Annotated in this window: 15 protein-coding genes and 1 pseudogene; 9 read left to right on the plus strand and 7 right to left on the minus strand. The window is 62.4% G+C overall.

The window, feature by feature from the left end:
• The first annotated feature begins 278 nt into the window (after nucleotides 1-278).
• The 9 genes from AC6CIG_RS16750 (at nucleotide 279) to AC6CIG_RS16790 (ending at nucleotide 11,757) form a co-directional block, all read left to right on the plus strand.
• Nucleotides 279-1,307, plus strand: a complete 1,029-nt coding sequence (locus tag AC6CIG_RS16750; protein WP_498323054.1) for a substrate-binding domain-containing protein — start codon at nucleotides 279-281, stop codon at nucleotides 1,305-1,307.
• Nucleotides 1,308-1,373: 66 nt separating this feature from the next.
• A complete protein-coding gene (locus AC6CIG_RS16755) occupies nucleotides 1,374-2,915 on the plus strand; it encodes a sugar ABC transporter ATP-binding protein (protein ID WP_498323056.1) in 1,542 nt (513 codons plus the stop codon).
• Nucleotides 2,916-2,934: 19 nt separating this feature from the next.
• Entirely contained in the window at nucleotides 2,935-3,927 is a 993-nt protein-coding gene (locus AC6CIG_RS16760) for an ABC transporter permease (protein WP_102762688.1), read from the plus strand.
• Between the two features lies 1 nt (nucleotide 3,928).
• Complete coding sequence (locus AC6CIG_RS16765) at nucleotides 3,929-4,933, plus strand: sugar-binding transcriptional regulator (protein ID WP_127711358.1); 1,005 nt, start codon at nucleotides 3,929-3,931, stop codon at nucleotides 4,931-4,933.
• A complete protein-coding gene (locus AC6CIG_RS16770) occupies nucleotides 4,930-5,925 on the plus strand; it encodes an aldo/keto reductase (RefSeq protein WP_102762686.1) in 996 nt (331 codons plus the stop codon). Before AC6CIG_RS16765 ends, AC6CIG_RS16770 begins: the two co-directional genes overlap by 4 nt.
• A gap of 11 nt (nucleotides 5,926-5,936) precedes the next feature.
• The gene (locus AC6CIG_RS16775) at nucleotides 5,937-7,670 is read left to right on the plus strand and encodes a glycerol-3-phosphate dehydrogenase/oxidase (RefSeq protein ID WP_498323059.1); all 1,734 of its coding nucleotides are present in this window, start codon (nucleotides 5,937-5,939) and stop codon (nucleotides 7,668-7,670) included.
• 65 nt (nucleotides 7,671-7,735) lie between these two features.
• The gene (locus tag AC6CIG_RS16780) at nucleotides 7,736-8,578 is read left to right on the plus strand and encodes a class I fructose-bisphosphate aldolase (protein ID WP_498323061.1); all 843 of its coding nucleotides are present in this window, start codon (nucleotides 7,736-7,738) and stop codon (nucleotides 8,576-8,578) included.
• Nucleotides 8,579-8,608: 30 nt separating this feature from the next.
• The gene (locus AC6CIG_RS16785) at nucleotides 8,609-10,138 is read left to right on the plus strand and encodes an FGGY-family carbohydrate kinase (protein ID WP_498323063.1); all 1,530 of its coding nucleotides are present in this window, start codon (nucleotides 8,609-8,611) and stop codon (nucleotides 10,136-10,138) included.
• The gene (locus AC6CIG_RS16790) at nucleotides 10,135-11,757 is read left to right on the plus strand and encodes a GMC family oxidoreductase (protein ID WP_498323064.1); all 1,623 of its coding nucleotides are present in this window, start codon (nucleotides 10,135-10,137) and stop codon (nucleotides 11,755-11,757) included. Before AC6CIG_RS16785 ends, AC6CIG_RS16790 begins: the two co-directional genes overlap by 4 nt.
• Before the next feature lie 429 nt (nucleotides 11,758-12,186).
• On the opposite strand, the gene AC6CIG_RS16795 is transcribed toward AC6CIG_RS16790, so the two are convergent.
• The 7 genes and pseudogenes from AC6CIG_RS16795 to AC6CIG_RS16825 all read right to left on the minus strand — a co-directional run bounded on the left by AC6CIG_RS16795 (nucleotide 12,187) and on the right by AC6CIG_RS16825 (nucleotide 18,247).
• Nucleotides 12,187-12,432, minus strand: coding sequence for a DUF1127 domain-containing protein (locus tag AC6CIG_RS16795; protein WP_102762682.1), 246 nt, complete (start codon nucleotides 12,430-12,432; stop codon nucleotides 12,187-12,189).
• An 837-nt stretch (nucleotides 12,433-13,269) separates the two neighbouring features.
• Entirely contained in the window at nucleotides 13,270-13,707 is a 438-nt protein-coding gene (locus AC6CIG_RS16800; protein WP_102762681.1) for a VOC family protein, read from the minus strand.
• 68 nt (nucleotides 13,708-13,775) lie between these two features.
• A pseudogene (locus tag AC6CIG_RS16805) lies at nucleotides 13,776-14,114 on the minus strand (GXWXG domain-containing protein); the annotation flags it as partial.
• Nucleotides 14,101-14,979, minus strand: coding sequence for a hypothetical protein (locus tag AC6CIG_RS16810; RefSeq protein WP_498323066.1), 879 nt, complete (start codon nucleotides 14,977-14,979; stop codon nucleotides 14,101-14,103). The pseudogene AC6CIG_RS16805 and the gene AC6CIG_RS16810, both read right to left, overlap by 14 nt.
• A 132-nt stretch (nucleotides 14,980-15,111) precedes the next feature.
• A complete protein-coding gene (locus AC6CIG_RS16815) occupies nucleotides 15,112-15,420 on the minus strand; it encodes a hypothetical protein (protein ID WP_102762679.1) in 309 nt (102 codons plus the stop codon).
• A gap of 347 nt (nucleotides 15,421-15,767) precedes the next feature.
• Nucleotides 15,768-17,159 (minus strand): carbohydrate ABC transporter permease, encoded by a 1,392-nt coding sequence (locus tag AC6CIG_RS16820; RefSeq protein WP_498323067.1) that lies wholly within the window; start codon nucleotides 17,157-17,159, stop codon nucleotides 15,768-15,770.
• The gene (locus tag AC6CIG_RS16825) at nucleotides 17,159-18,247 is read right to left on the minus strand and encodes a carbohydrate ABC transporter permease (RefSeq protein WP_498323069.1); all 1,089 of its coding nucleotides are present in this window, start codon (nucleotides 18,245-18,247) and stop codon (nucleotides 17,159-17,161) included. The genes AC6CIG_RS16820 and AC6CIG_RS16825 overlap by 1 nt, the downstream gene beginning before the upstream one ends.
• Between the last annotated feature and the right edge of the window lie 20 nt (nucleotides 18,248-18,267).

Raw genomic sequence — 18,267 nt, forward strand, 5'->3', positions numbered from 1 at the left:
ACGAAGGACGCAGGTCCCTCGGTTCTCAATCCTTAGTCCTCTCCCTGTCACAGAAATCATGCCAGCCCAAACCCTTGGGCTGGGTTTACGCGTTTCGCCGCAGCGCCTGCATTGGTGAAATATATTTCACATATAGAAATATATTGACATGCTTCCCTTCCTAGCGTTTCCTGCCTCTACCGGACTTCGAGGAGGAAGAACGGACTTCACGAACACAGCGGCCGCCTTTGGCGCGCCGACGCGCTTTTTGGGAGGGGCTTCGGCCTCGAGGAGGACTCTTGCGCAATTTTCTCAGCACGACCGCGATGGCGGTCCTCGCAACCACGCTTCTTGCCGGCACGGCCGCCGCCGCCACGGAAAACCCGTTCCGCTGCAAGCCGGGCGAAAAATACGTCATGAACGTGATGGTGTCGGGCGTCGAATACTGGTTCCCGGTCTACGAGATGTTCAAGCAGGCCGGCCAGCAGTTCGGCTGCGAGACGGAATACACCGGAACGCCGGAATATGACGTCAACAAGCAGATCGCCAGCTTCGACCAAGCCTTGGCGCAGAACCCGGCCGGCATTCTGGTTCACCCGATGAATTCGGATCCGTTTATCGAGCCTATCAACCGGGCGACCGACCAGGGCACGGCGGTCGTGACCTTCGCCGCGGATTCTCCCCTGTCGAAGCGCGTTTCCTACATCACCTCCGACAACACACGCGAGGGCATCTACGCCGCCGACAAGATCGCCGAAAAGCTCGGGGGCAAGGGTGAATATGCGGTGCTCGAAAATCCCGGCCAGGACAATCACGACAAGCGCATCGCAGCCTTCATCACCCGCATGGAGGAGAAATGGCCCGACATGAAGCTCGTCGGGCGGGCCGCTTCCAACCAGGACCCTAACAAAGCCTATCAGGGACTCACGAGCCTCATCCAGGCCAACCCCAATCTCAGCGCCGTGTTCATGCCCGAAGCAAATTCGGCGATCGGCGCGGCGCAGGCGAACAAGGAAACGGGCGGCAAAGTCCTCGTCATGTGCGCCGACGTCAACGCCAATATTCTCGACATGATCAAGGCGGGCGAGGTCTTCGGCTCGATCAACCCCAATCAGGGCATGCAGGGCTATATGGGCTTCCTGCTGCTCTGGCTCGCCAAGCACCCGGAGCTGATCGACCCGATGAACGATGCCAAGCGATCCGGCTTCAATCCGATGAGCATCCCCGTCGTCGACAACGGGCTCTCGATCGTCACGGCCGATAACGCCGACGATTTCTACTGGGACAAGTACCTGAAACGCCGCGGTACCAAGGGCATCGAGGAATAAGATCGCATGGGCGGCCGACCGGATCCTTGCTCCGGGCGGCCGACGAGGCGGGAGGGGAAAATCGCGATGACGTCAGAGACCGTGCTGGAGATCCGCAATGTCAGCAAACATTTCGGCCCCGTAAAGGCGCTGACAGGCGTAGACTTTCGGCTCGAACGAGGCGAAGTTCACGCACTTTGCGGCGAGAACGGCGCCGGCAAGTCGACACTGATGAACGTCATTGCCGGCGTGCTGCACCCGTCGGACGGGGAAGTCCTCATCGAAGGCGCACCCGTGAAGATTGCCTCGCCCGCGGTCGCACAGTCGCTCGGCATCGGCCTGGTGCATCAGGAGATCGCGCTTTGCCCCGACGCGACCATCGCCGAAAACATGTTCATGGCGGCGACGAACCGCCGACGCTCGGCTCTGATGAACTACGCTCAGTTGGAGCGCGACGCGCAGGCCGTGATGAATCGTCTGGCCCCGATCGACGTCAGCCAGAAGGTCGGCGACCTGCCGATCTCCAGTCAGCAGCTCGTCGAGATCGCCAAGGCGCTGACGCTCGATTGCCGCGTGCTTATTTTTGACGAGCCGACGGCGGCGCTGACAGAGACCGAAGCGCAGGTGCTCTTCGGCATCATCCGCGATCTCAAGGCGCGCGGCATCTCGATCATCTATATCAGCCACCGCATGGCAGAGGTGTTCGATCTCTGCGACCGGGTGACCGTCTTCCGCGACGGGCGCTATGTCGCCACGGAAAAGATAGCGGACGTCACTCCTGACGATGTCGTCCGACTGATGGTCGGCCGCGAGATCAGCCAGCTTTATCCGGACAAGCCGCATCCCTCCGAACGCCTGGGCGAGCCGATTCTTTCAGTCCGCGATCTCGGCGATGACGCACGCTTCCGCGACGTCAGCTTCGAGCTCCGCCACGGCGAAATTCTCGGCGTGGGTGGCCTGATCGGTTCCGGGCGGACGGAAATTGCCGAGGGCATCTGCGCACTGCGACCGGTGACGCAAGGCGAAATCCGGCTGCATGACCAGGTGCTTCGTCTGCGGCGCTATTCCGACGCGGCCAAAGCCGGCGTCGTCTATCTTTCGGAGGACCGGAAGGGATCGGGCGTTTTCCTCGATCTCTCGATCGCCCAGAACATTGCCGCACTCGATCTGAAGGCATTGACCTCACTTGGCCTGCTCAACTCCCGCAAGGAAAGAGTGCTCGCCGAGGACCTGACCCGCAGGCTTGGTGTCCGGATGGGCGGCGTCGACATGCCGGTCTCCTCGCTATCGGGCGGCAACCAGCAGAAGGTGGCGATCGCCAAGCAGCTGGCCGTCGATCCAAAGGTGATCCTGATGGACGAGCCGACGCGCGGCATCGATGTCGGCGCCAAATCGGAAATCCACCGCCTGCTGCGCGAGCTTGCCCATGCCGGCATCGGCATTCTGGTCATCTCGTCCGAACTGCCGGAGCTGATCGGCCTCTGCGACCGCGTCCTGGTGGTGCGCGAGGGACGGATCGCAGGCGAGGTATCGGGCGACGAAATGACCGAGGAGGCGATCATGCGGCTTGCATCCGGCATCGGGTCGGCAAGCGAAACCACCTTGAAGGCATCCGGGCATGCTGCCTGAAGAAGCGGGAGACAGGACTATGGCAGTCGATACATTGGCGGTCGCGGGAAAAACGCGCAGGCCGGCATGGAAGCGGATCGGCACGATGCGCGAGGCCGGACTGATTGCGATCATCCTTTCGCTCTCGGTGATCATGAGCTTCGCCTCGCCGCATTTCCTGACGCTTGGCAATTTCCGGGCAATGCTCATGTCCTTCTCGGTCGAGGGCATCGTCGTCGTCGGCATGACGATCCTGCTGATCGTCGGCGGCATCGATCTTTCGGTCGGCTCCGTCGTCTGCTTCTCGATGGTGCTCTCCGGCTCGCTCTTCCTGATCGGCGTCGATCCCTGGACGGCATCGCTCGTCGGAATTGCCGCCAGTGCCGCCATCGGCTGCATCATGGGCTTCTTCGTCACCGTGGTCGGGCTCAACCACTTCATCACATCGCTTGCGGCCATGGTGATCGTTCGCGGTCTCTGCCTCGTCATCACCAAGGGCACGCCGCTTTCGCTCTTCACCTTGCCGCCGGCATTCAAGGCGGTCGGCCAGGGAACCTTCTTCGGGGTTCCCTATGTGATCCTGATCTTCATCGCGGTCGTCGCCGCCTTCGATTTCCTGCTGCGCCGGGCAACTGCCTTCCGCAAGGTCTTCTACACCGGCAGCAACGAGAAGGCCGCGCTCTACTCCGGCATCAAGACGAAGGAGGTCAAATTCTGGGTGACGGTGCTTTGCGCGACGCTTTCCGGCGTGGCGGGGACGATCTACATGTCACGCTTCGGCGCGGCGACGCCGACCTTCGGTGTGGGCATGGAGCTCAACATCATCGCCGCGGCGGTGATCGGCGGCGCCTCGCTGAACGGCGGCTCGGGCACGATCCTCGGTGCCATCCTCGGCATCGCCCTGCTCTCCGTCGTCACCAGCTCGCTGATCCTGCTCGACGTTTCGGTGTACTGGCAGGACATGATCAAGGGCTGCATACTGCTCGCCGCCGTTTCGATCGATCACTTGCTGCACAAGCGGAAGGCTCTCTGACATGGCGAACGCCAAACCGAAATCACAATCCGCCCCCCGCGAAGAAATCGTCATCGCCAGGCAGATGCATCAAGCCCTGGTGCTGCACTTCCTGGAGGGCCTGACGCAGGCGCAGATCGCCGACCAGCTCGGCATCTCGCATGCGACCGTCAACCGCCTCATCAAGCGTGGGCGCCAGCTGGGCCTCGTCGAGATCAAGATCAAGTCGCCGGTCGAGCCATTGGTGGAAATCGAAGAACAACTGCTGGCGCTCGGAGGCATCCGCCGCGCGGTCGTCGTGCCGACGGTCTCGGACAATCCCCAGATCGCCCTGCAATCGGTCGGCGAAGCCGCGGCACGGCTCATGCTCGAACAGATCGCCGACGGAGACACGATCTGCATCACCGGCGGCAAGGGGGTGAGCGCCGTGGTTGCCGGCTTGCAGCCGTCGCGCCGCTTCGATATCGAGGTCATTCCCGCGACCGGCTGCGTTCAAGGCAAGCACTATACCGACGTCAACCACGTCGCCACCCTGATGGCAGACCGGCTCGGCGGGCATTCCTTCCAGATACACGCGCCGCTCTTCGCCGACAGCGAAGCGGAAGGGAAAATGCTGCTCGGCATGCGCTCGGTCGCCGACGTCTTCAAGCGGGCGCGCGACGCGAAGATTGCCGTGGTCGGCATCGGCTCTATCCTTTCGGACGACTCCAGCTATTACGACCTGCACCCCTCCTCCAGCACCGATCGCGAAGCGATCGAGCAATCCGGCGCCTCCTGCGAACTGCTGGCGCATCTGCTCGACGATTGCGGGCGCGTCTGCGGCTACGGGCTCAATCGGCGTCTGGTTTCGCTGACGCTCTCCGAATTCGCTTCGATCCCAACGAAGATCGGTGTCGCAAGCGGGCCCAGCAAAGCGGGGCCGATCTTAAGCGTCATGCGCGGCAATCATCTGGACACGCTCGTCACGGATCAGGCGACGGGAGCGCGCATTCTCGAACTGGCCAAGGAAGGCGGAGAGCGTTCATGAATGGACAACAAATCATGCGGGAGATCGGCCGCTCCGGGGTCGCAGCCTCGGCGGTCGGCCTCGGCACCTGGGCAATCGGCGGCTGGATGTGGGGCGGCACGGACGAACGGGAATCGGTCGCCGCCATCCATGCCTCCCTGGATGCAGGCGTGACGCTGATCGACACGGCACCCGCCTATGGGCTCGGGCGGGCGGAAGAGATCGTCGGCAAGGCGCTTTCCGGGCGCCGCGACAAGGCGGTGATCGCAACGAAGTGCGGCCTCGTCTGGCACACACAGCAGGGCAATCACTTCTTCGACCAGGACGGCAGGCCCGTCCATCGCCATCTCGGTCGGGAATCGATCTGCCACGAGGTGGAACAAAGCCTCAGCCGGCTCGGCACGGACTATATCGACCTCTACATCACCCATTGGCAAGACCCGACGACGCCGATCGAGGAAACCATGCGGGCGCTCGAGGACCTGCGCGCCGCCGGCAAGATCCGGGCGATCGGCGCCAGCAATGTCAACCTGGAAGAACTCGAAATCTATGTGAAGATCGGCGGTCTCGATGCGATCCAGGAACGGTTTAGCATGCTCGACCGGGAGATCGAAGCGCAACTCCTGCCGGTCACGACGGCAAACGGAGTGGCAACGCTCAGCTATTCGTCTCTCGCTCTGGGCCTTCTCTCCGGCTCGATCGGGCCGGAACGCGTCTTTTCCGGTGACGACCAGCGCAGGGACAATCCGCGTTTCTCCGTCGCAAACCGGGAGAAGGTCACGCGCTTCGCCGAAGCGATAAGGCCGATCGCGCAAGAGCACGAGGCATCGATCGCCCAGATCGTCATCGCCTGGACCCTGGCGCAACCCGGCATCACCTTCGCGCTTTGCGGCGCGCGCAATCCCGCCCAGGCGCTCGACAATGCAAGAGCCGGCACGATCCGGCTCAGCGCGGAGGACCTCTCGACGGTCGAGGCGGCAATAGCGGCTGAGCTGGCGAATATGGACAGGTAACGGACCGCCCCATGACAAGGACAGAGATTTTGGACGGGCTCCGCCGGAGCCCGAAGGTGGACGTCTGCGTCCTCGGCGGCGGCATCAACGGGCTCAGCGTCTTTCGCGAGCTCGCGCTGCAGGGGGTGCGCGTCCTGCTCGTCGAGAAGCACGATTACTGCTCGGGCGCGAGTGCTGCGCTGTCGCGCATGGTGCATGGCGGCCTGCGCTACCTCGAAAACGGCGAGTTCACGCTGGTGAAGGAGTCGCTCGTGGAGCGCGACCGGCTGCTCAGGAACGCGCCGCACCTCGTGGCGCCTCTTGCGACGACGGTTCCCGTCTTCGACATTTTCTCCGGGCTTGCCAATGGCATCGTTCGCTTTCTCGGTTTGAGCCGCCGGCCGAGCCGCCGCGGGGCCATTGCGATCAAGGCCGGACTTTCGATCTACGACCTGCTGACGCGCAAGCGGGCACTGATGCCGCGTCACCGGTTCCGCGGCCGTCGTGCGACGCTGGCGAAATGGCCGGCGCTGAACCCGAAGATACGCAGTTCCGCCACCTATTACGATGCCTGGGTGAGCCACCCCGAGCGGATCGGCATGGAGCTGTTGCGGGACGGACTGTCCGCCTCGAGCGAGGCGGCGGCGCTGAACTATGCCGAGCTTCGCCGAAACGAGGCCGGCAAATACATCATCGCCGACGGCATCGATGGGGTCGGCGTCGAAATCGAGCCCAGTCTGATCGTCAACGCGACCGGCGGTTGGATCGACATCACCAATGGCGCGCTCTTGCCGCCGGATCACCCCTCCACCCCGCTGATGGGCGGCACGAAGGGATCGCATCTCATCATCGACAATATGGATCTGCGCGACGCACTCGGCGATCACATGATCTATTACGAGAACGAGGACGGCCGCATCTGCATCCTCTTTCCCTATTTCGGCAAGGTGCTGGTCGGTTCGACCGACATCCGGGTCGACGATCCCGGGACGGTCAAGTGCGAGGAAGAGGAGCGCGATTACATCCTGCAGTCGCTGGGCTTCGTCTTGCCTGGTATCGAGATCGGGCAGGAGGAAATCGTCTTCCAGTTCTCCGGCGTGCGACCGCTGCCCGCCAGCAGCGACAGTTTCACCGGCCGCATCCCGCGCGACCATTTCTGCACCACGATCGAGAGCGCCGGCACGCCGGTACTGTGCATGATCGGCGGCAAGTGGACGACCTTTCGCTCCTTCGGCGAACTTGCAGCCGATACGGCGCTGGAACGCCTCGGCCTTTCACGCCGCGTCTCGACGGCTGACCGCGCCATCGGCGGAGGGCGGGGATTTCCGGCCGATCGCGAAAGCTGGATTGCCGCCTTGGCCGCTCGCTGCGGCCTGCCACCGCCGCACGTCGCCGAATTGTTCTCCCGCTACGGAACAGAGGCGGAGGCGCTGGCGGCTTTCATAGGCCAGGGAAGCGATGCCGTGATCCCGGGCGCCGCTCATACGATGCGGGAACTTCTGTTCCTGATCCGCAACGAGGCGGTCGAGCATCTGGACGATCTGCTCTTGCGCCGCACGACGCTCGCGATTTCGGGCACGCTCTCGCTCGCCATTCTCGACGCTGCGCTCGAACTGCTGACGGAGGAGAAGGCGTGGTCCGAGGCGCGCCGCCTGAGTGAGCGGAACCGGTGCCTGGCGCTCCTGCGAGACCGGCACGGGGTCGACGAGAAAGCCCTTGCAGCCCGAATGCCGCCCCCATTGGCGAAGGCCGTCGCGGCGGGTTGATACCGCAATCTTTTGCGGTGGCCCCGACTCAGGCTGCCGCGCAACCTACGACGAAGGAGAAGAGCATGAGAATCAACAGCCAGGTGCGGATGAACCGCCTGTTCAACGGCGGACGCTGCCTCGACGTGGCGATCGATCACGGCGTCTGCAACGAGCCATCCTTCCTGAGCGGACTCGAGAACATGGAGTCCGTGGTGAAGACACTCACCGCGGCGGCGCCCGACGCGATCCAGATGAACTACGGCCAGGCCGATCTGCTGCAGGATCTGCCCGGAAAGGACAAGCCGGCGCTCGTCATGCGCATCGACATGGGCAATCCCTATAACCGCGTCCGCCACCGCGACATGTGGGCGGTGCTGCAAAACGAAGCCGAGCCGCTGATCGGGGCGCTGGCGATGGATGCGGCCTGTGTCGTCGTCAACCTGTTCATGCTGCCGGACGAACCGGATCTTTTCCGCCAATGCGTGCAGAACATCGCCCGCGTCCGGGCCGATTGCGACAAATACGGCATGCCACTGATGATAGAGCCGCTCGTCATGCAGCCGGTTACCGAGCATGGCGGCTACATGGTGGACGGCGATGCCGACAAGATCGTTACGCTGACACGGCTTGCCCGGGAGATGGGCGCCGATATCGTCAAGGCGGACCCGACCACCGATGCGGACGAATTCCACCGGGTGGTGGAAGCGGCGCGTTGCCCGGTTCTCGTTCGGGGCGGCGGCAAGGAGGATCTGAGAGCCGTCTTCGACAAGTCGGCGGCCTTGATGAAGCAGGGCGCCATGGGCATGGTCTACGGGCGCAATGTCTATCAGCACTCCAATCCGAATGCCGTGGTGCGCGGACTGATGGCGATCGTTCACGACAATGCGAGCGGCGAAGAGGCCTTCGCGCTGTATCGTCAAGGTTGATCTGATATCGGACCTTGGGAGGGGTTCAGCATGGGAGACTATCTTTTGGGCCTCGACGCCGGCAACACCGTCATCAAGGCGGTGGTCTTCGACCGGCAGGGCAAGGAAATCGCTTCGGCCGCGGCGGAAGGGCACAGCCGGATGCCGTTCCCCGGCCATGTCGAACGCAGCCTGGACGAGCTATGGGAGAATGCCCGCCGGGTCATCCGCACATGTGTCGATGAGGCCGGGATCGACGCCGGCGAAATCGCCGCCATCGGCTGCGCCGGCCATGGCAACGGGCTCTACGCGCTCGACCATGAGGGGCGTCCGCTTCTCGGCATACAGTCGCTCGACACCCGGGCGGCGGCGCTTGTCGAAGAGTGGAGGTCGCAGGGTGTCGGCGACCGGACTTATCCGATCGGCCAGCAACGGCCCTGGCCTTCGCAGACCCCCACTCTTCTCGCCTGGCTGAAACGACATCGGCCGGAGGTCTTCGCCAGCATCGGCACGGTCTTTCTCTGCAAGGATTTCATCGTCAACCGGCTGACGGGCACGCGCGTCAGCGACGTCTCGGACATGACCGGCTGCGGATTGCTCAACGTCGCCGGCCGGCACTACGACCGGGAACTCATGGCAGCTTACGGGCTCTCAGAAACGATTGACCTCCTGCCGCCATTGGTGGAAAGCGCCGACGTCGCCGGTCGCATCACCGAAGCGGCCGCGGCCGAGACGGGACTTGCCGCCGGAACGCCGGTGGTCGGCGGGCTCTTCGACGTGGTCGCCTCGGCGATCGGCTCGGGGGTCACCCGCACCGGGGCAGCTTCAATTATCGCCGGGACCTGGAGCATCAATCAGGTGATCATCGAAAGCCCGGAGCTCCAGGGACCGGTGTTCATGTCCTCCACCTTCGACCGCGACCGCTACTTGGCGATCGAGTCCAGCGCGACCTCCGCCGCAAACCTCGAATGGCTGGTGCGGGAGTTCTTTTCCGAGGTGCGCTCCGATGGGCGTTCGCCCTTCGACCTCTGCTGCGAGCTCGCCTCCTCAAGCGATCCGGCCTCCGACGACCCCATCTACCACCCCTATCTCTACGGCGCCCAGCAGGACGGCAGCGCGCGCGCCGGCTTCTACGGGATCGCCGGCTGGCACACAAAAGGCCACCTCGTCCGCGCGGTACTCGAAGGCGTGGCTTTCGGTCACCGCCAGCACATAGAGACGATGCGCAAAGCAGGCGCGGCCTTCGACGAGGCGATCCTTTCCGGCGGCGGATCGCGCAGTCTCATATGGCCGCAGATATTCGCCGACGTCCTCGGCGTCCCGGTCTCCGTGGCCCGCTCGCGTGAGACGGGCGCCCTGGGGGCGGCAATCGCCGCCGGCACCGGCGTCGGCATTTTCTCCGACTTCGCCGAGGGTGCGGCCGCGATGGTGAGAACCGAGCGGCACTATCGTCCGAACAGGGCGCTGGAGGCCCATTATGCCCGGCGATACGCGCTTTACAGGGACATCGCGGACGCCATGACGCCGATCTGGCGACGGCTTTCGGCAATGCAGGCCATCACGGCGGGAGTTGCGGCGTGAACGCGGATATCAACGAGAAGATCGCCGATGCGGGCAGTTACGATTTCATCGTCATCGGCGCCGGCTCCGCGGGCTGCGTTCTTGCCAACCGGCTTTCCGCCGACCCGAAAAACCGGGTCCTGCTGCTCGAAGCCGGCGGCAGCGACCGTTATCACTGGGTGCATGTTCCGATCGGCTATCTCTACTGCATGGGCAATCCGCGCACCGACTGGATGATGAGGACTGCCGCGGAACCCGGTCTCAACGGCCGCAGCCTCCCCTATCCTCGCGGCAAGCTGCTCGGTGGCTGCTCTTCCATCAACGGCATGATCTATATGCGTGGGCAGGCGGCCGACTACGACGGCTGGCGCCAGGCCGGCAATACCGGCTGGGGCTGGGACGATGTTCTGCCCTATTTCCTGAAGTCGGAGGACAACTTCCGCGGCAAGTCGCCGTTGCATGGCGCCGGCGGGGAATGGCGGGTCGAACGGCAGCGTCTGTCCTGGCCGATCCTTGATGCCTTTCGCGATGCCGCCGAAGAGCTCGGCATTCCGAAGATTGAGGATTTCAACACCGGCGACAACGAGGGATCCGGCTATTTCGAGGTGAACCAGCGCGGCGGCCTGCGCTGGAACACGACCAAGGCGTTCCTGCGCCCCGCCATGAAGCGGCCGAACCTTCGGGTGCTGACGGGCGCCGAGACCGAGCGTCTGATCTTCGACGGCCGCCGGACGAAGGGCGTGCGCTTCCGGTCGGGCGGCCGCATCCAGGTGGCGCGCGCCACGCGCGAGGTCATCCTCTCTGCGGGCGCGATCAACTCGCCGAAAATCCTCGAACTATCCGGGGTGGGCCGACCGGACGTCGTCTCGGCAGCCGGCGCGCAGGTCGTCCACGACCTCCCCGGGGTTGGCGAGAACCTGCAGGATCATCTTCAGATCCGCACCGTATTCCGGATCGAAGGCGCGAAGACGCTGAACCAGCTCTATCACAGCATTTTTTCCCGCATGGGAATGGGCTTCGAATACATGCTGAGGCGTTCCGGTCCGCTGTCCATGGCACCGAGCCAACTCGGCATATTCGCGAAAAGCAGCCCCTCCGTCGCAACCCCCGACCTCGAATACCATGTCCAGCCGCTGAGCACCGACCGATTGGGAGAGCCGCTCCACAGATACCCGGCCGTCACGGTCTCGGTCTGCAATCTGAGGCCGGAGAGCCGGGGGAGCGTGCATGTCACGACAACGGAATCATCCGCCGCGCCGGACATCCGGCCGAACTATCTGTCCACTGCCGGCGACCGGCTGCTTGCGGCACGGGCGATCCGCCACGCTCGCAATCTCATGGCGACGAAGGCCATCGCAAGATTCAAGCCGGCGGAAATGCTGCCCGGCGCGGAGTTCCAAAGCGAGGATGAGCTCATCCGACGCGCCGGCGACATCGCGACGACGATCTTCCACCCGGTCGGCACCTGCAAGATGGGCAGCGACCCAATGGCGGTGGTGGATTCTTCGCTGAAAGTCCACGGGATTTCTGGCTTGCGCGTCGTCGATGCGTCGATCATGCCGACCATCGTCTCGGGCAACACCAATTCTCCGGTCATCATGATTGCGGAAAAGGCGGCCGAGGCGATCCTGCGACAGTAGATCGCGATTTCGGAACCCAGGCAAACCGCACGCGGCGTCCTCATCCACTCCAGGTGACGGGTCTCGGGGTGGATGATGCATCCTGGAAATCGACCCTCGAACGTGAGCGTGGGCCGTCCAACTCCAAAAGGCGCTGGAACTGACCGGCGACGTGGCGGCGCGGGCCCGGATTGATCCTGCTTCAATGGTTTCGTGCGAGGCATTGTGCTCATCGTGCTGGGCTGCTGGACTATGCCGCCAGCGTCGATACCCGTCCCTCGGAAGCTGGCGGTTCAGTTCAGTGTTCTTCGCCAGGCGGTACTTCGCGTCATCGGCAAGGGCCGGAGCGGCGACGAAGAGGATCGCTGTGGGACAGAGCGCTGGAGAGAAGTGTGTGTTCATGGTCATTCTCAATAGTTTCGATGTGAAAGACGGTGGCATTCGGCCGCTTCACTCGCTTTTGCGGCGTTTGCAGGCCCGTCCAGATTTGACGAGGTATTCAATTTCGAAACGCGTCACGCCGATGTCCTTGAGGATGTAATCCGGCATTTCCTGCAGAGCGCACCCGCGTGCACGACCGCTTTGTCGGCGACGGTGGATTGCCTGGGCCACCTGTGCCACGCAGCTCGAGAAGGCTGTGCCTAGTGCCGTGGTCAAAAAGGGCGACGGATTGGTGTTGAAGGAGGTCTTAGACATGGTGCTTCCCTCTTGGTCTGAGTGTCGGCCTGTCGGTGGACACTCACCAATGCGGCTGTTGCGACGGAGCCACCGCCTTGTTGTTCCAGATGTGGTGGCAAAGGCTCGTCCAGCCCGCGTGCCATCGTCGTTCAGCCCGCACGAGCCATCCATTTGTTACTGGTACCCGGTCTGAGCCTCTGCGGCAGTTCCGGAAGTAACAGGAACCAGCGTTGGCGCCCCCCGCACGAACCGCGCATCCGTGGGTGTTCAGACCCGGTAGACGCGACGGTGCGCGCCGGGGATTTGATTTATCTTTGATCAAGCCCACGCATGGAGAGCATATGCAAAAATATACTTCCTTACCGTGCCAGTAGGGCAGGCTCTTGAGCACTTCTGAGGGAAGATTGGTGTGAAAAAGCAGATCCAATTCAAACCCGAGACATGACTTCAGGGCGTAGTCAAAGACGCCAGAGTGGCCGTGTGCCTGCCACAACCATGCTCTGTTTCGCCAGTGCCCACCGCTGCCGCACATCGAGAGTATAAGGGCTAGGCGCCCAGGCACCTCAGGCCGATGAATAAAGGACTGCTTGCAATCTTTCGCCGCTCAAGCCCCAGCGAGTAAGCGATCTTCTGTAACGGGCTTTGCGTCAATACCTTGTAAGTTCGATCCCTCGCCGAGTGCTCGCTTCTGTTGGGACGGCCCCCGCACGGCATCGAAATGTGCCAGAGTGAGTCGTTGTGAACTCAAGCAAAGAGGATCTCGGCCAGCAGGTGATTGTCCAAGACGTTACCGGCGCCGGCGGCAATGTCGGCGCCGCCTTGGCAAAGCGCTGCACCATACTTCTGACATGTTGCTCAGCCGAGTTCTTGGGCGAGTCCGATGAGAAGCCCTTCGGGCCCACGGATGTAGCAGAGCCGATAGACGTCTTCATAGTCGACGACTTCGCCTACGAGCTGCGCGCCGCGGCTGCGAAGCCTGTCCAGCGTCTCGTTGATGTCGTCGACGGTGAACATGACGCGGAGGTAGCCGAGAGCGTTGACCGGGGCGTTCCGGTGATCCGCGACGACAGATGGCCTGAGGAAGCGGGAGAGCTCTAGCCGGCTGTGTCCATCAGGGGTGCGCATCATGGCAATTTCGACATGCTGATCGCCCAGCCCAGTAACACGTCCCGCCCATTCTCCTTCGATCGTGGCCTGCCCTTCGAGCTCGAGGCCGAGCTCGCGAAAGAACTCAATCGTCCCTTCGAGATCTTCGACGACGATTCCGACGTTGTCCATCCGCTTGAGCGCCATGTTTCCAATCTCCCGGGTGTCGTTCCAACCTACAAGGTATCGCCTGGTCTAACAACGGACACTTGAAGTGCCCGAAGACGGCGCTCAAGATATGAAAACAGGTTTCCCGCGACCCGCGTCCTGCCGACTTGATGGAAACGCAGCGTCAGGCCAAGTGGTATCCACCTTGTATCGATGGCGATCAGGCGGCGCTCGCCTGAGCGAAACAGCAAGGCGTCCGCGCGCATGTCCGAGTTGAAGCGCTTGCCGAACCAGCCGAAATTTTCCATCACACCGTCGAACGAATGGCCGGCCGGAATGCTACGCCCTTTTCATACGCCGACGAGTTCGCGCGGCTCGATCGGCGGCAGGCTTTGGAACGCCTCAAGCGCTCTCCGCTGGTCTTTCAGCGGATCAGTTGTCCTTATGCTGGCGCTTTTTGACCCGCCGTCTGGATCTGGCGTTGCGGCGCGCGTCTCGTAACTCCTCGAGCGTCGGCATCCACCAGCCGCGATTCAGTTCGTGCTGTTCCGGTGGCGTCCGCGACGGCCAAGTTGCCACTAGTTCGTCCAGCGAGCCCGGCCGCCACGACGCCCAGACATACTCCTCGCCATCCACTGCGGGAAAGTAGAATGCGCTGACCGTGGTGGGGTCCGCTAGTTCTCCGTCAGTGCCGATAAAGAACACGACGCCGACATGCGTGCCCATCGCGCGATCCAAGGGCGGGGCGTCATTGCTGGGAGCCGGGTAGCGCTTCCGCCGCCGCTCCCTTGTCCTGGCTCTGCGTGCTTCGTCCTGCTCGGTCCCCTCGATCGCCTCGCGCCGCGCCCGCCTTGTTTCCGGCTCATTGCGCTCGGCGGCCGCCTCGATTGCCGGCCAGCGTTGCCGGAGTTCTTCAAATGAGCGGTAGGGCACCGTCCAGAGGCGGCGATCGGCGTCCCAACGCGCGTGGGGAATTTCGCGGATTTCGTTGACCACGGTCCGTGAATAGGGCGTCCGGATCTGGAGGGTTGCCGGTGCCGCCTCAAGGTAGCGGCTTTCGATCGGCTCGAAGGCAAAGACGTCCCGACCCTTCTCGTCGGCGAATCTACCTTCTTCAGCCTCCATCTCGGCCAGCCATCGGCCGATCCGCTTCTCGGCGGTACGGCCCGGTACGAACCAGGCATTGAGGCGGTCGCTCCACCTGGCGCGCGGGAACGCCTCCCGAAACCGCGCGACCGTTATCCGGTCGTGCGGCAACTCGGTCGTTGCACCCTCACGCGGGCGTGGTTCGGATGTGTCCTTTCGTTCCATATCACATCGCCTGGCAGCCACGCTTCAGAGATCACCCTGTCCGCCTTGATTTGACATGCGTCTCGCCGCTCGGTTCGCTAGTCTTCTTGAAATCCCGTATGGCGGTGTATTTTGCAAGATTGTTGGCCATGCTCAGCGGCTCGACACACGGATGGCGCCGGCATCTCCAAGACTGCGCCGGACGGCGGTGACCTGGCTGGACGCGATATCGGCGGAGACCTCGATCTCGCCTGCGAGCGGCGCGTCTCGACGGGCGCCCCCGTCATGAGAGGCATCCCCGCCCGAGGGCCTCGCACCCGCAGTGTTCCGGTCGCTTGCCGACTGAACGAAGATATCGGGCCTCAAAATCCCGTGCTGCTGGACCAGATGCTCGACTGCCAGATCGGCTGCTTCGCGTGTTTCGAACGTGGCCCGGATTGTCGTGGTGCTGTCGTCCGCCATTGGCTGTTCTCCTGATGTTAAACTCACGGGATGAAGAACGCCTCCGGCGGCTGGTAGTTTCGCTTGCGGCGCCCCTTCCGGAAATAACCGTCTGCCGCCTTCGTTCCGGCCGAAATACCTGCATTTTGACCGAACCGGACTGAACGACAGCAAGCAAAGGAGACGATATTGAGCGAATCGGGTTCGAGCAATGCGGAGCGGAAGCTGGAGCTGACAAGCCGGATTGTCGGAGCCTATCTAAGTCGCAATGCGGTTCCTGCCCGCCTATGCTTGCCGCCGTCTGAGACTGCGCTGTGTCAGACTATCCGGCCTGGACGATCTCTCCGGGTAGCCACCAAACCGGGAGTTTATGTGACGCCCTTAGTAAACTGAGTGGGGACAATGTGCCGCTGGAAGAGCACGAAAAGGATGAGGACCGGCACGACCGAGAGGAACGCACCTGCCAGAACGAGGCCCCAATCGCCCTGCACACCCCCAAACGAACGACGTAGGCTGAGGAGCCCGACTTGGACCGTCAGCGCTTCAGGTGGGCTGGTGATAAGGACAAGGGGCCAAAAGAAGTCGTTCCAAGCGCCTTGAAAGGCGAGAATCGCGTTGACCAACAAAGCCGGCTTGGCGTTTGGCAGAACGATCTTCCAAAAGACCTGAAAACGGTTAGCGCCATCGACGATGGCAGCTTCCTCTATCTCTCTTGGGAACCCCTCGAAAAACTGCTTCATTAACAGGACATTGGCCGAGGCGACGAAAACAACGATTACGCTCCAGGGGGTATTTAGAAGCGACAGGTCCCGGAAAATCAAATAGTTTGAGACGAAGGTCACTTGGGCCGGAATCGTCATTGAGAAGATCAGTGCTGCGAACAGTAGCCGGCTGCCCCTGAACTTGAACCGCGCAAGCGCATATCCGGCAAGGCTGGCGACGACGAGCGTCAGGACCAGGCGCCCGGTAGCGATGGCAAGACTATTGACCAGCCAGCTTCCGAACAGGCTCTTCCCTGTCTGCAGGTCAGCCGTCTCGTTTATAACTCGCCGGTAGTTGTTGAAGATCAACCCGAGAGCGCCTGGTGTGATGTTGTCCCAACTCAGCAGACGTCCACGACGCTCGGATCGCGATGGTGAAATCGGACTGTCGATAAGCGTTTGAGAAGGCGGAGCGGTCAGATTGAGCGGCGTGCGTTCGATCCGCGGCCCGTTCCGGCGGTCGGTACGGTAGGCGATCTCATAGACGAATGTTCGAGTCTGCCACACTCGCCGAATGCCGCTTTCGTCATGAACCTCCATCGTTGCCGAACTGGAACTTTTCAGGGCAATCGACGCGTAATCCGCCGCATAGTCCCGCATGAGCGCAGCGGCGATGCCCGATCCCGGGCGCCGACGAGGAATCTCGGCCTTCGGTTCGACGATGTCGGCGACCGCCGCGTAGGTGACACTGAACTCGACTTTGGCTCCATAAGCAAACCCTCCCCACAAAGCGTCGCCCGCGCCCTCATGTCCCAAACGCGCCGCGGCAATCCATGCGGCCGGATTGATTTGATCGAAATAGATGCGGAATGGTCTTTCGAGTGGATCGACCTTTAGGCTCGCCATGAAGGCAAGAACGAACATCCCCCCCATTATGGTCGCGACGGCAAGAAAGGTCATATACAACCAGGCGCGTGCCGCAAGCTGCCGCCGGCGAAGTGCGACAACCGGCAGACGGCGGCGCGGGGGCGAAGCAGTCACGGCGGTCATCCTCGCCATCAGTCGGCCCTTTCCTTCACACCGACCGATTTTTGCACGTAGACGACTGCGATTGTGAGAATGCCAAGGACGAGCGCAGCGGCACTCGCCACGCCAATCCTGGACGAGGCGCCAGCCGGAAAGGCGTTCTCATAAATGTAGTAGGCAAGCGTGACGCGGCTTGCGAGGGGCGCTGCATCCCCCAGAATAGCGACCTGGTCGAACATCTGCAGGGTGCCGATGACGCCCATCGTAACGACGGCGAAGGTCACCGGTCTGAGCGCCGGCACGGTTATGTGGCGAAATCGCTGAAAAGCATTGGCCCCGTCGATCTCGGATGCGTCGTACAAAGCGTTTGGGATTGACTGTAGCCCCGCCAGGAACAGCAGCATCAGCGTCGGGACTGTCGTGAAGACATTCATCAACGCCACGGACCACAGCGTGACCGGCATGAAAAGGAAATGCTGCTGGGTATTTAACCAGGTGATAAGCAGATTGTTATCGAAAACAGGCAGCAATCCCGCGAAAGCACAGGTAACGACAAGCGTCAATGCGCCAAAGGCGGCCGCGAGCAGAAAGAAGGGATCGAGGATCGAGATCCCTTCATACCTGCGCCGCGCGTTGAGAACGAGTGCGCCCTGCAACGCAACCAAGCCCATGAAGAACAACAGAATGTGCCCGCGGTAGGCAAGGACGACGCTGACTGTCGCGGTCATGAAGCCATCTCTCTGAAAGAGCCAGAGAAAGATAAGCGTCATGGCCGTACTAGACATGATCGACGGCAGGTAAAACACCGTTTGAATGAGTCCCCTCGCCCGGACGGCGTGATTCACGAGAACCGCCAGGGCAAGCGCAAGCATGCTCTGGAATGTTGTGACAATGAGCGAGAAGCCGATCGTGTTGCGCAGGGCGATAAGGAAAAGTTCATCGGAGACAAGTGCAGTGTAATTGGACAGCCCGACGAAGCCCGGTCCCTTGAACAAGTCGAAATCGGTAAAGCTGTAGCAGGCTGTCCGGACGATCGCGTAGACGAAAAACAGCGCCATCGAGATTGTAAAGGGCAATACGAAGAGCCAGCCGCTCCTCTCTTCCGAACCTGCTCGCGACATGCATCCCCTCCCGCAGGTGC

The sequence above is a fragment of the Sinorhizobium sp. GQ132 genome (genome assembly GCF_059758575.1).